Below are 12,599 nucleotides of genomic sequence, written 5' to 3'. Positions count from 1 at the left end.
GATATGAAAAGAATACCTGTTACGCCACGTTCAGACTACCGTGAGAAAATAGAAGCGCTGGGCTTTGATTTTCATGGTGATTATTGGCGCGAGGAAGCGTATTATCGTTTTACGGCTGAAGAAACAGCCTGTTTGGAGGAAGCAACCAATGAGGCGTACCGTCTGTATTGTGAGGCTGCTCAATTCATTATTGAAGATAACCCGGAATTTATGGAGCGTGCATTGAATATTCCGAAGGAGATTGGTGAGCGTATCCGTGCTTCTTGGGATGCGGATGAGTTAAGTCTGTATGGTCGTTTTGATTTTATATTAGCCAAGGATGGTACTCCGAAAATATTGGAGTTCAATGCTGATACACCGACTTCTTTGCTTGAAGCATCTGTTATCCAATGGCAATGGAAAGAGGATGTTTTTCCGGAATGCGACCAGTTTAATGGTATTCATGAAGGATTGGTGCAGTCATGGAAAGATATTTTCCCCAAAAAAGGAGAGATTCATTTTGCTGGTGCATTAGAGAATAATGAAGATACAGGAACGTTGCAATATCTGGCAAGTACGGCGATGGAGGCTGGGTTTTCTACCCGAGTATTGGATATGCAGGCGCTGGATTTGCAAAATGGACGATTTTTTGATCCGGCAGGTGAACTAGTGAACCGGTGCTTTAAACTTTATCCGTGGGAGTGGATGGTGGACGAAAGTCCTGACGGATGTCTAGCGGAAATGGAATGGTTGGAGCCGATATGGAAATTGGTGATGTCCAATAAGGCGATCCTTGCCACATTGTACGAGTTGTTTCCGGATTCTCCTTATGTGCTTCCTTGTTATTTGTCGCGCCCTCGGTCGGGATTGTTTTGTAAAAAACCGGTCTTCTCTCGTGAAGGTCATAATGTAAGCGTTGTTGATATCCGGGATTGGGAGGAATATGTACGTATAGCTGAAACGGAGGGTGATTATAACACTGGAGCTTATGTATATCAGGAGTATGTGGAACCGACAGCGTACAGTGGCAGATATCCAGTTATTGGTTCTTGGATTATAGGAGGAGAAGCTGCGGGCATCGGTATTCGCGAAAATCGTATGGAGGTTACAGATAACTTGTCCGAGTTTGTACCACATATTATAGGATAAAGTCAAACTATCCATGTGCCGGTCGATGCCGGACGACGGATGTCGTCATGCCTCGACTGTTGGCACATAATTGAGGAATTAATGTCTTTTGAATAGGGTCGGTTCGATTCCTCTAGAAAGAAATGAGATGGGTTTCCATCGTTTTTACGTTAATCGTCCATAATTTGCCGCTTAACACTTCGCCATATTCACCTATAATCTTCAACACTTCAGCAGCTTCGGCACAACCTATTATGCCGGGGGTTACACCTAATACTCCTTTGGGCGGATGGGGCATGGATAGCATTTCTGTTTCGTCGGGGAAAAAGTGGCGGTAATCGGGGCCTCCTTGGTAATTGAAAACGGATACTTGACCTTCGAAGGCACGGATGGCACCATATACATAAACTTTTCCCCATTTCACACAGATATCATTGATAAGATAGCGGGTAGCGAAATTATCACATCCATCTATAATGATGTCGTAGGTACGGATAATTTCATCCGCATTCTCTTTAGTCAGTCTTGTGGGATAGGCATTGATTTGTACATCATGGTTCAGGGCTTCAAGACGTTTCTTGGCTTGGATAGCTTTGGGCATGCCTACCTCGGCTTCACTATAAAGTACTTGACGTTGCAAGTTGCTGACACTTACCACATCATCGTCTATTAATCCGATGGTACCTACTCCGGCTCCTGTCAGGTACAAGGCAACAGGAGATCCCAGACCACCTACACCGACAATAAGCACTTTGGCCTGCTGAAGCCGTTGTTGTCCTTTTTCTCCCAATTCAGGGAGAATAATTTGACGGTTATATCTTTCCACTTTGTTTGTTGTTAATTTGAAAAAAAGGAGCTTTGTATCATTTATACAGCCCCATTCCTTTAAAAATATGGGTAAAATCTATCGTATTGGCGTGAACTTGTCAAAAGAAACATCCCAGTCTTTCCATACCGGCTCCCTTCCTAATGATTTCAGTGCGTGTTCTACTTCTACGGCTGTACGCTCATCACTTACATGGAATTGTTCCAAAGCTTGCGGATAGGTATAGTATCCCCCCGGTTCAGTTTTGCTTTCAGCACTCATGGTAGTCACTCCTAGCCCTGCCATGTTGTCGCGGATTTGTGCCGGTTCACGAGTGGAGTAGGAGATATCTACATCGTGATCGAAAATACGCATGGCAAAAGTGAGCTGTGCCAACTCACGATCATTCATGATGACATTCGGCTGGAAACCACCGTTTTCTGCCGGACGCATACGGGGGAAGTTGACACTGTATTTGGTTTTCCAATACTTTTTCTGAAGATAGCGTAAGTGATAAGCCATCATGGTCACATCGGTGCGCCATTCTTCCAGTCCGATAAGTACTCCCATGCCAATGGAGTGGACTCCTGCCTGACCCATGCGGTCGAAGCCGTTTACCCGCCACTCGAATTTGGATTTCATCCCGCGTGGGTGATATATATTATAACGGGCTTTGTTATAAGTTTCCTGAAAGCAAATGACTCCATTCAGTCCGTGTTCTTTCAGTTCGGCATATTCTTCGGCTTTGAGGGGCATTACCTCTATCTTCAGATTGCTGAAATATTTTTTGGCGATGTCCAAAGCTTTAGCCAGATAAGGGACTCCGGCTTTTGCCGGATTCTCTCCGGTCACCAGTAACAGGTTCTCAAAAGGCCCCAGTTTCTTGATGGCTTTGTATTCATCTTCAATCTGTTCGGGGGTGAGGATGGTACGTGCCATCGGGTTGCTGATATGGAAACCACAATACACACAAGAATTGGTGCAGGAGTTGGTGATATACAGCGGTATAAACATGGAGATGGTTTTGCCGAAACGTTCTTCGGTATATTTTTTGCTTAGTTGCGCCATCGGCTCCAGGTATTTTGCTGCTGCGGGGGAGATGAGCGCCATAAAGTCGTCCACATCGCAATGTTCCTTGCCAAGAGCGCGGAGCACATCACTTTCGGTCTTGGAGTAGATGGTTTTGGTGGTTTCTTCCCAATCTATTTTTTCAAGTTCTTCTGAAAACATAATTTTTTTTGTTATAGTTCTATAAGATGATTTCGCTTCTATAAGAGCCTATTTAAACTTTTTCGGCATTTAAACAGGTTTCAAGCTATAAGTTTCTTATTATTTTTCTACATTTCTTTTTGTCGCTTTCCGTCAGCTCGGGATGTTGCTTCGTTCCTCCCTTCTGGATAACGCCTTTGATAGAGAATCCGCTCCACTTCAGAATTTCGCGCAACGCTTTTACTACACCGCGTGTCTGGTTAAACCAGATATTGAACGGCCATGGGGTGGAGCAGGTGCTTACGATGACTGCTTTCTTGCCTTTATGCAACGCTTGGGGGATCCCTTTCGGACTTTCTCCCATCATGCCGTACACGATGCGGTCGAACACTACTTTCAGATGTCCGTTCATGTTTCCCCAATAGCAGGGTGATCCGACAATCAGCACGTCTGCCCATTGTATCTTTTGAAGCGTGCGCTGCGCATCGTCTTCGGGTAGGACACAGGCCTGCCGGCTGCGGCAAGCCATGCATCCTGTACAGGGGCGTACCTGCAATTTATGGATGGATATTGCTTCCACTTCGGCGCCACGTATGCGAGCTTCTTCGGCCATGATGTCCAGCATTCGGCTGATAAGTCCTTGGCAACGAGGACTTCCGTTGAGTATCAATATCTTCATTACCTTATTTTTTTTAGGATGTTGTTGCGGACACATTGCACTGCAACCGTATAGTATTCCGGTTCCATATTTTCCAGATATGCTTTCAGCTCTCCTGTCAGTTCCGGTTCTTCCAGGCAGATGTCGTAGGCAAGTTTCATGCAGACGGCTTGTCCGGATGCGCTTTCGGCAGAAGATAGCATGCCTTGAAGGCAGAAATCGAAGAAAGCTGCGTTGACAGGCTTCGGGACAGGAAGATGATGAAGGATATTCAGTAGCAGGCGTCTTGTTCCATCGTGGGGGCATTGCATGGCCCGTAACATCAATTCCTCCCTTTTATCCATCAATAGGGAAGGAAGGAGGAGACTCAGTTTTTCACAAGCCCAAGTGGCACGCCAGGCTATCCTTGTTTCTTCATGCTGCGTTAGAGTATAAAGAGCATCAAAGCGGTCGGGGGAGCTGGCCACTTGATCTACTATGTTGTCTATGTGTTTTCTTCCTAAAGTTCCTTCAAGTGCTTTCTTGAAATCTTCCATAGTTTTTACAAAGTCAGTTGTTTAATTACCCACGTTCTTCAAGTCGCGGCTCAGTTTCATAGCGCAGAAGTTGGGTCCGCACATGGTACAGTACTCACCGTCCGTATGGCGGCCTTCATTGAAGTATTCCAAAGCGCGGTCGGGATCCAGACTCAGATGGAACTGGTCGCGCCAACGGAATTCATAACGTGCCTTGCTTAAAGCATTGTCGCGGATCTGTGCGCCTGGATGCCCTTTCGCTAGATCGGCAGCATGGGCAGCAATCTTGTAAGTGATGACACCTATGCGTACATCTTCTTTGTTGGGCAATCCCAGATGTTCTTTCGGGGTGACATAACATAGCATGGCAGTGCCTAACCAGCCGATTTGTGCGGCACCGATGGCCGAAGTGATATGGTCATATCCCGGAGCGATGTCCGTTACCAGCGGACCGAGGGTGTAGAACGGTGCGTTGTGACAGTGAGAGATCTGGCGTTCCATGTTTTCTTTGATTTTATGCAAAGGTACATGTCCCGGTCCTTCAATGAATGCCTGTACGTTTTTGTTCCATGCTCGGAGTACAAGTTCACCCATGGTATCCAGTTCGGCAAACTGTGCCTCGTCATTAGCGTCAGCGATACAGCCCGGACGAAGTCCGTCACCCAAGGATACGGCTACATCGTATTGTGCCAGAATATCACAGATGTCATCAAAATGCTCATATAAGAAACTTTCCTTGTCATGTACCAGACACCACTTGCTCATGATGCTGCCTCCGCGGCTTACGATGCCACACAGACGTTTGTCGGCCAGATGTACATTCTGGCGGCGTATTCCGGCATGGATGGTAAAGTAGTCCACTCCTTGTTCGCATTGTTCGATTAATGTATCTTTATAAATCTCCCAATTCAGATTCTCTACTTTACCGTTTACTTTCTCTAATGCCTGATAAATAGGTACGGTACCTACGGGGACAGGACAGTTGCGGACAATCCATTCGCGTGTTTCGTGAATGTTATCGCCGGTCGAGAGATCCATCAGGGTATCACCTCCCCATTTGCAGCTCCACACGGCTTTTTCCACCTCTTCGTCAATGGAGGAAGTAGTGGCGGAGTTTCCGATGTTCGTGTTGATCTTCACTAAAAAGTTCCTGCCGATAATCATAGGCTCGCTTTCGGGGTGGTTGATATTGGCGGGAAGTACGGCACGCCCTGCGGCTATTTCATCACGCACGAATTCAGGGGTGATAAAGGTGTCGATGCCCAGTTCCCGGCAATTCATGTTTTCACGGATGGCTACATATTCCATTTCCGGTGTAACTATGCCGGCTTTGGCGTATGCCATTTGTGTGATGGCCTTTCCGGCTTTGGCACGATAGGGCAGGGCGATGTGTTCAAAGCGCAGGTGGTCCAGACTTTTATCGTCACGGCGCATCTTTCCGTATTCTGAGGTAATGGAGGGCAGTTTTTCCACGTCTCCCCGTCCAATAATCCAGCTTTCGCGCATACGGGGAAGTCCTTTTTTCAGATCGATTTCCATATTGGGATCACTGAACGGACCACTGGTGTCATAAATATAAACAGGAGCATTGGGCGTTGTTACCTTTTCACCGTTCACTATGTTCACAGTAGGAGTCAGGTTTACTTTCTGCATTCCTACTTTGATGTATGGGAACAGGGTTCCTTGCATATATGCCTTTTCTGCATGAGCGTATGCTTTTTTATCTTGCTTTTTGTCTATCATATTTCTGTTTAATCTAAGAATGAAGTTAAAGGGGATGAGGCGGATGCGATCAAGTTCTGTCCTACTGCTCCTAAGCCTGCTTCATAGGCGCGGCGTCCGGCAATGACAGCTTCCTTGAAGGCTATTGCCATTTCTACCGGTTGGCCGGCTACTGCGATGGCTGTATTGACCAGACAGGCGTCCGCACCCATTTCCATCGCTTCGGTGGCATGGCTGGGGGCGCCTATTCCGGCGTCTACTACCACAGGAACGGAAGCTTGTTCGATAATGATGCGCAGGAAGTCACGTGTCTGCAAGCCTTTGTTTGTCCCGATGGGGGCGGCAAGCGGCATGACGGTTGCTGCTCCTGCCTCTTCCAGCCGTTTGCATAATGTAGGATCTGCCTGGCAATAGGGCAATACGACGAAACCTAGTTTGACTAGTTCCTCGGTTGCTTTCAATGTTTCGGTAGAATCTGGCAACAAGTAGCGCGGATCGGGATGAATTTCCAGTTTCAGCCAGTTGGTGCCAAAGGCCTCGCGGGCCATTTGTGCGGCAAAGACGGCTTCTTCGGCTGTGCGCACACCGGAGGTATTGGGCAATAGCTGTATGTGGGGGTGAATGATATGTTTCAGCATATCATCTTCCTTATCGTCCAGTTCAATGCGTTTCATGGCTACGGTTACCATTTCACACCCTGATGCCAGAATGGCTTCTTCCATTACGGTGTTTGAATTGAATTTACCGGTTCCCAGGAATAAACGGGAATTAAATTCTTTTCCAGCTATAATCAGTTTCTTCATTGTATTTTGTGATTTTATTATAAATTCATGATTCGTTTAGTTTCCGCTACCGGGTCTTTCGCCCGGAGTATGGTTCCGCTCAAGGCAATACCGGTGATTCCCGTTTCCATGATGGAAGGGATATCTTCCAAAGTAATTCCCCCGATAGCAACGATGGGCAAATGGATATTTGCCTCTTTCATTTGCAGAATAATGGAACGGTAGCCTTCCAGTCCCAGCACTGGAGAGAGATCCTTTTTTGTAGTAGTAAAACGGAACGGGCCACAGCCGATGTAGTCAGCTCCGGCTTTGTAATGCATCTTTACATCGTCAAATGTATTGGCGGTGCCTCCGATGATGAATTCTTTTCCTAATATTCCCCGTGCTTCGGCTACGGGCATGTCCTTTTTTCCTAAATGCACTCCGTCAGCATGAATTTTCTTAACTAACTCCACGTGGTCGTCTATGATAAATGTCGCTCCATAGTCTTTGCATAAGCCTTGCAGGCGTATGGCTTCCCGTTCCACTTCGTCAACCGGAGTGTCTTTCATGCGTAGCTGGATCCAGCGGCAACCGCCTTCCAAGGCCATGCGTGCGGAATCATAATAGGAATATGTGTCGGTGAAGTGAGTGATGAATTGAAGTTCCACGGTCTTATCCTCCACATGCAGCTTTAATGACTACCAGACTGTCATTGGGGTGTAACACACATTTCTCCCACTCTATACGGGGAACCATCCGGTTGTTTACCGCTATGGCGATACCTTTCTCAGGAAGTGCCAGAAAGGTGGAAAGTTCGGCTATGGTGCATCCGTCCTTTACTTCGGTTTCTTTGCTGTTTACTGTCAGTTTCATACTATATCAGTTTATGAATTTACTTGTAAATACAAAGAGTTGCTTTTTGACCGGATGGTATGAGGTAAGAAGTAACAATCCCTTCGGCGGTACTAACCGCATCAGGTTCACAGGGTATAATCTCAGCCCGTCCGCTGTTTACGTGGGGCACCCCTTTGTTTTACGATGGCAAAGATATGGGAAAGAAATGAATAATGCTACAACAGACTGCTTTATTTTTTGTGGAAGAATGTTTTTTTATGATTATCTTGCATTATGCTTGTTTATTCTTGTAAAAGGATGAATGCATATCTGCTGTATCTTTGCATCTTAAAGCAGATTGCCCCGCTCCCTGAATGAATAGGGTGCGAGGCAGCTTTATTATGATGTATAGTTAAGGGTTCTTTTATAGACGTTTTTCTACTACATCCCAGTCAATGATTTCCCATAACTTGTTCACATGATCTGCACGGCGGTTCTGGTAATCCAAATAGTAAGCATGTTCCCATACATCGAAACCCAGCAATGGTTTCAGGCCTGCACGCCACGGGTTGCTTCCATTTGGCTCTTTGGTGATATGTAGTTTTCCTTGCTTGTCTATAGAAAGCCAAGCCCAGCCCGAACCAAACAGTCCTGTGGAAGCGGCGTTGAATTCTTTCTTGAAGTTTTCAAAGCTTCCGAAGTCCCGGTTGATGGCTTCTGCCAATTTGCCGGACGGTTCATGCTTGTTGGGTTTGGGGGTGAACTGAAGGAAATATAATGTATGGTTCAATACTTGTCCGGCGTTGTTGAATATCGCTCCGTCGGGAGCTGATGCAACAATTTCCTCTACGGTCTTTCCTTCAAATTCTGTACTCGGAACCAAAGAGTTCAAATTGTTTACGTATGTTTGTAAGTGCTTGCCATAATGGTAGTCTATAGTAGCCTGACTGATTACAGGTTCGAGTCCGTTGTTTGCATACGGGAGTTTGGGCATTTCGTAAGTCATAACTAATGAAATTAAAGTGGTTAATAATATATTCATTTTTAGTCGAGGTTTTAATTAAACTTCTATCATAATAACATTATTGAGCATAGAATTGTTCTGATAAACTCAAACTTTCTCTATCTTTGCGGGCGAAAGGTGAAATTTATGACGAACTATTTAGAAGAATTGAATGAAAGTCAGCGCAATGCGGTGCTTTACAACGAAGGTCCCTCTTTGGTGATAGCCGGAGCAGGTTCGGGGAAGACACGCGTACTGACTTATAAAATAGCTTATTTACTGGAGCGGGGATATACTCCTTGGTCTATTCTGGCATTGACTTTTACCAATAAGGCTGCTCGTGAAATGAAAGAGCGTATAGCCCGTCAGGTGGGCGATCAGGCACGCTATTTATGGATGGGAACGTTCCATTCCATTTTTTCGCGTATCCTGCGGTGTGAGGCACAGGCTGTCGGCTTTACCTCCAATTTTACCATCTATGATTCTTCAGATTCGAAGAGTTTGATCAAGTCTATTGTAAAAGAAATGCAATTGGATGATAAAACCTATAAACCGGGGGTGATACAGGCGCGTATCAGCAATGCGAAAAACCACTTGGTTTTTCCCGATGCATATGTTTCGAACGCAGAGCTTTATCAGTATGATCTGAATGCCAAAGTACCCGCTACCCGTGATATTTACCGACGATATTGGGAACGTTGTCGCCAAAGCGATGCGATGGATTTTGATGATTTGTTGGTTTATACTTATATGTTATTCCGCGATCATCCCGAAATTTGCCGTAAGTATGCGGAGCAGTTCCGTTATGTGCTGGTGGATGAGTATCAGGATACTAATTTTGCGCAACACAGCATTGTGCTTCAGCTTACCCAAGAACATCAGCGTGTATGCGTAGTGGGGGATGATGCACAAAGTATTTATTCCTTCCGAGGGGCTAATATTGACAATATATTGAAATTTACTCAGCTGTATAAGGGAGCCAAGCTTTTTAAATTGGAGCAGAACTATCGTTCTACCCAGACCATTGTATGCGCGGCAAACAGTTTGATAGAGAAAAATAGCGAGCAGATAAGGAAGGAGGTATTTTCGGAAAAAGCGAAAGGGGAGCCTATCGGAGTTTTCAATGCCTACAGTGATGTGGAGGAAGGGGAGATTGTTGCCAACCAGATTGTGAAACTGCGTTCGCGGGAACATTATTCTTATAATGATTTTGCTATTTTATACCGTACAAATGCTCAGAGCCGTATTTTTGAGGAGGCTTTGCGGAAGCGTGCTCTACCTTATAAGATTTACGGAGGACTTTCTTTTTATCAACGCAAGGAGATTAAAGACGTTATATCTTACTTCCGTCTGGCGGTAAATCCGAATGATGAGGAGGCTTTTAAGCGGGTGTTGAATTATCCGGCGCGAGGAATCGGGGATACTACGTTGAACAAGGTCATTGATGCGGCTGCACAGCATCATGTCAGTCTTTGGATGGTTTTGGAAGAGCCGTTGGCATACGGCTTGAATATTAACAAGGGTATGCATACTAAATTACAGGGGTTTCGTGAACTGGTAGAAAGTTTTATAGTGGAGGTCCCGAAGAAGAATGCATACGAATTGGGAGCAATGATTGTTCGTCAATCCGGCATTATGAATGAGATTTATCAGAGCAATGATCCTGAAAATCTGAGCCGTCAGGAGAATATTGAAGAACTGATAAACGGTATGCACGATTTTTGTGCAACCCGTGAAGAAGAAGGGAATGAAAACATCCTGTTGACGGATTTTCTGTCGGAGGTTTCTCTGTTGACAGACCAGGATAACGAGAAAGAGGGGGATGCCGAGAAGATTACCTTGATGACCATTCACTCTGCTAAAGGCTTGGAGTTTAAAAACGTCTTTGTAGTTGGGATGGAAGAGAACTTGTTTCCCAGTGCTTTGTCACTCAATTCGTATAAGGAGCTGGAAGAGGAGCGCCGCTTGTTTTATGTGGCGATTACACGTGCCGAAGAGCATTGCTATTTGTCTTTTGCCAAGAGTCGGTTTAAATATGGAAAGATGGAGTTCAGTAGCCCTAGCCGTTTCTTGAAAGATATTGATGTACATTTCCTGAAGTTACCTCAGGAGGAACAGATGGCCCGGAGAATAGACGAGAGAGCCAGCCGTTTCTGTCGTGAGCAAAATGAACGTGCGGCTCGTTCCTTGTTTGACGAACCTGCTTCTCAGTCTTCTTACGGGCGTTCTTCATCGAACATCTCTGGTGGTCAGAAAACATTTTTAGTTGGAGAAAGACCGAAAGTTGAGATTATTCGTCCCAGTATACCACGTAATTTGACCAAGGTTGGTCCGGAAACGGTCTCAAAGCCGTCCGCAGCGAGAAACTTGCCGGTGAATGTACAGGCAGGGCAGGTGATAGAGCATGAGCGTTTTGGAATAGGCGATGTGATAAAGGTGGAAGGAATTGGTGAGAACAGCAAAGCGACTGTCCGTTTCCGGAATGCCGGAGAAAAACAATTATTACTGAAATTTGCCCGATTCAAAGTTGTGGAATAGAATAAATATTTTAATAGAATTCTGATACAAAAATGATAGATATCCATAAAGTACCTTCTCCATGCTATGTAATGGATGAAGCATTGCTCAGAAAGAATCTGAGTTTGATAAAGAGTGTGGCAGACCGAGCCGGAGTTGAGATCATCTTGGCTTTCAAGTCTTTTGCCATGTGGAAATCATTCCCCATTTTCAGGGAATACATTCGTTATACTACAGCCAGTTCCGTATATGAAGCCCGTTTGGCGTATGAAGAATTTGGCAGTAAGGCCCATACTTATTCTCCGGCGTATACGGATACTGATTTTCCGGTTATCATGCGATGCAGCAGTCATATAACCTTTAATTCTTTCAGTCAGTTCCGGCGTTTTTATCCTATGGTTGAGGCCTTTGGAGAAAAGATAACCTGTGGTATCCGCATCAATCCTGAATATTCGGAAGTAGAGGTGGAACTTTATAATCCTTGTGCTCCCGGTACGCGTTTTGGGGTGACGGCCGATTTGCTTCCTGAAACTTTACCGGAGGGCATCGAGGGCTTCCATTGTCATTGTCATTGTGAATCCAGTTCTTATGAATTAGAGCATACTTTGCAGCACATAGAAGAGAAGTTTGCTTCTTGGTTTCCACAAATAAAATGGTTGAATTTGGGAGGGGGACACTTGATGACACGTAAAGATTATGATACGGAGCATCTTATTTCTTTATTAAAAAACTTGAAAGCCCGTTATCCTCATTTGGAGATTATTTTAGAACCGGGTTCGGCTTTTACTTGGCAGACCGGACCTTTGGTAGCTTCTGTTGTCGATATAGTGGAAAACCGGGGGATAAAAACCGCGATTTTGGACGTTAGCTTTACTTGTCACATGCCCGACTGTCTTGAAATGCCTTATCAGCCGGCAGTGCGTGGTGCCAAAACTTTACCAGTCGATGCGATAAAAACAGCTTTAACGGAAGAGAATGTTTACCGTTTGGGTGGAAACAGTTGCTTAAGTGGCGACTATATGGGTAGCTGGTGTTTTGACCATCCGTTACAGATAGGAGAACGCATTGTTTTGGAAGATATGATTCATTACACTATGGTAAAAACAAACATGTTTAATGGAATCCATCACCCTTCTATTGCTATTTGGCATACAGATAATACATTGGAAGTATATAAAGACTTCCGATATGAGGATTATCGTGACCGTATGTCTTGATAGTAAGTAAAAAAAACTTTTGTTTTATATTGACTATGAGGAGTTTGATGAAATAATGTAATAAAAGTACTATAAAAAGTATAGAAAATTTTTGGAAGTTTAGAAAAAAGCACTACCTTTGCATCCGCAATCGGGAAACAGCTGGGAAATAGTTAAAACCGAAAGCGGAAATTGCGGAAATAGCTCAGTTGGTAGAGCATAACCTTGCCAAGGTTAGGGTCGCGAGTTCGAGTCTCGTTTTCCGCTCA

Annotated in this window: 12 protein-coding genes, 1 tRNA gene and 1 riboswitch; of the genes, 4 read left to right on the top strand and 9 right to left on the bottom strand. The window is 45.0% G+C overall.

Going from position 1 to position 12,599, the window contains the following annotated elements; all coding sequences use genetic code 11:
• The first annotated feature begins 3 nt into the window (after nt 1-3).
• Nucleotides 4-1,128, top strand: coding sequence for a glutathionylspermidine synthase family protein (locus RE317_RS19590; RefSeq protein ID WP_008781587.1), 1,125 nt, complete (start codon nt 4-6; stop codon nt 1,126-1,128).
• A gap of 112 nt (nt 1,129-1,240) precedes the next feature.
• On the opposite strand, the gene RE317_RS19585 is transcribed toward RE317_RS19590, so the two are convergent.
• The 9 genes from RE317_RS19585 to RE317_RS19545 form a co-directional block, all read right to left on the bottom strand.
• A complete protein-coding gene (locus RE317_RS19585; protein ID WP_005845950.1) occupies nt 1,241-1,933 on the bottom strand; it encodes a HesA/MoeB/ThiF family protein in 693 nt (230 codons plus the stop codon).
• Nucleotides 1,934-2,011: 78 nt separating this feature from the next.
• The gene (thiH, locus tag RE317_RS19580) at nt 2,012-3,142 is read right to left on the bottom strand and encodes a 2-iminoacetate synthase ThiH (RefSeq protein ID WP_005845953.1); all 1,131 of its coding nucleotides are present in this window, start codon (nt 3,140-3,142) and stop codon (nt 2,012-2,014) included.
• Between the two features lie 85 nt (nt 3,143-3,227).
• Complete coding sequence (locus RE317_RS19575) at nt 3,228-3,800, bottom strand: flavodoxin family protein (RefSeq protein ID WP_005852757.1); 573 nt, start codon at nt 3,798-3,800, stop codon at nt 3,228-3,230.
• Nucleotides 3,800-4,315, bottom strand: a complete 516-nt coding sequence (locus tag RE317_RS19570) for a hypothetical protein (protein WP_005852755.1) — start codon at nt 4,313-4,315, stop codon at nt 3,800-3,802. Before RE317_RS19570 ends, RE317_RS19575 begins: the two co-directional genes overlap by 1 nt.
• Before the next feature lie 21 nt (nt 4,316-4,336).
• A complete protein-coding gene (gene thiC, locus RE317_RS19565) occupies nt 4,337-6,037 on the bottom strand; it encodes a phosphomethylpyrimidine synthase ThiC (protein WP_005852754.1) in 1,701 nt (566 codons plus the stop codon).
• A gap of 8 nt (nt 6,038-6,045) precedes the next feature.
• The gene (locus tag RE317_RS19560; RefSeq protein ID WP_005852753.1) at nt 6,046-6,819 is read right to left on the bottom strand and encodes a thiazole synthase; all 774 of its coding nucleotides are present in this window, start codon (nt 6,817-6,819) and stop codon (nt 6,046-6,048) included.
• A 17-nt stretch (nt 6,820-6,836) separates the two neighbouring features.
• Complete coding sequence (locus RE317_RS19555) at nt 6,837-7,463, bottom strand: thiamine phosphate synthase (protein WP_005845963.1); 627 nt, start codon at nt 7,461-7,463, stop codon at nt 6,837-6,839.
• The gene (gene thiS, locus RE317_RS19550) at nt 7,453-7,653 is read right to left on the bottom strand and encodes a sulfur carrier protein ThiS (RefSeq protein ID WP_005852752.1); all 201 of its coding nucleotides are present in this window, start codon (nt 7,651-7,653) and stop codon (nt 7,453-7,455) included. The genes RE317_RS19555 and thiS overlap by 11 nt, the downstream gene beginning before the upstream one ends.
• A gap of 61 nt (nt 7,654-7,714) precedes the next feature.
• Nucleotides 7,715-7,818, bottom strand: a riboswitch (TPP riboswitch).
• A gap of 220 nt (nt 7,819-8,038) precedes the next feature.
• Entirely contained in the window at nt 8,039-8,656 is a 618-nt protein-coding gene (locus RE317_RS19545) for a superoxide dismutase (protein ID WP_005852751.1), read from the bottom strand.
• A gap of 108 nt (nt 8,657-8,764) precedes the next feature.
• On the opposite strand from RE317_RS19545, the gene RE317_RS19540 reads away from it, so the two are divergent.
• The 3 genes from RE317_RS19540 (at nt 8,765) to RE317_RS19530 (ending at nt 12,597) form a co-directional block, all read left to right on the top strand.
• A complete protein-coding gene (locus tag RE317_RS19540) occupies nt 8,765-11,155 on the top strand; it encodes an ATP-dependent helicase (protein WP_008668272.1) in 2,391 nt (796 codons plus the stop codon).
• A gap of 32 nt (nt 11,156-11,187) precedes the next feature.
• Nucleotides 11,188-12,351, top strand: coding sequence for a carboxynorspermidine decarboxylase (gene nspC / locus RE317_RS19535; RefSeq protein ID WP_005852747.1), 1,164 nt, complete (start codon nt 11,188-11,190; stop codon nt 12,349-12,351).
• 173 nt (nt 12,352-12,524) lie between these two features.
• A tRNA-Gly gene (locus tag RE317_RS19530) sits at nt 12,525-12,597 on the top strand.
• The last annotated feature ends 2 nt before the right edge of the window (nt 12,598-12,599 follow it).

It is taken from the genome of Phocaeicola sp. GP0067, from assembly GCF_031119655.1.
Classification (GTDB): domain Bacteria; phylum Bacteroidota; class Bacteroidia; order Bacteroidales; family Bacteroidaceae; genus Phocaeicola; species Phocaeicola vulgatus.
The sequence above is the reverse complement of the archived record's forward strand: the minus strand, read 5'-3'. Positions and strand labels throughout refer to the sequence as shown.

Excerpts from the sequence above, each read along its gene's own strand:
- RE317_RS19560 (WP_005852753.1), bottom strand. The coding sequence starts at position 6,819 with ATGAAGAAACTGATTATAGCTGGAAAAGAATTTAATTCCCGTTTATTC.
- RE317_RS19545 (WP_005852751.1), bottom strand. The coding sequence starts at position 8,656 with ATGAATATATTATTAACCACTTTAATTTCATTAGTTATGACTTACGAA.
- RE317_RS19575 (WP_005852757.1), bottom strand. The coding sequence starts at position 3,800 with ATGAAGATATTGATACTCAACGGAAGTCCTCGTTGCCAAGGACTTATC.
- RE317_RS19570 (WP_005852755.1), bottom strand. The coding sequence starts at position 4,315 with ATGGAAGATTTCAAGAAAGCACTTGAAGGAACTTTAGGAAGAAAACAC.
- thiH (WP_005845953.1), bottom strand. The coding sequence starts at position 3,142 with ATGTTTTCAGAAGAACTTGAAAAAATAGATTGGGAAGAAACCACCAAA.
- thiC (WP_005852754.1), bottom strand. The coding sequence starts at position 6,037 with ATGATAGACAAAAAGCAAGATAAAAAAGCATACGCTCATGCAGAAAAG.
- RE317_RS19540 (WP_008668272.1), top strand. The coding sequence starts at position 8,765 with ATGACGAACTATTTAGAAGAATTGAATGAAAGTCAGCGCAATGCGGTG.
- RE317_RS19590 (WP_008781587.1), top strand. The coding sequence starts at position 4 with ATGAAAAGAATACCTGTTACGCCACGTTCAGACTACCGTGAGAAAATA.
- thiS (WP_005852752.1), bottom strand. The coding sequence starts at position 7,653 with ATGAAACTGACAGTAAACAGCAAAGAAACCGAAGTAAAGGACGGATGC.
- nspC (WP_005852747.1), top strand. The coding sequence starts at position 11,188 with ATGATAGATATCCATAAAGTACCTTCTCCATGCTATGTAATGGATGAA.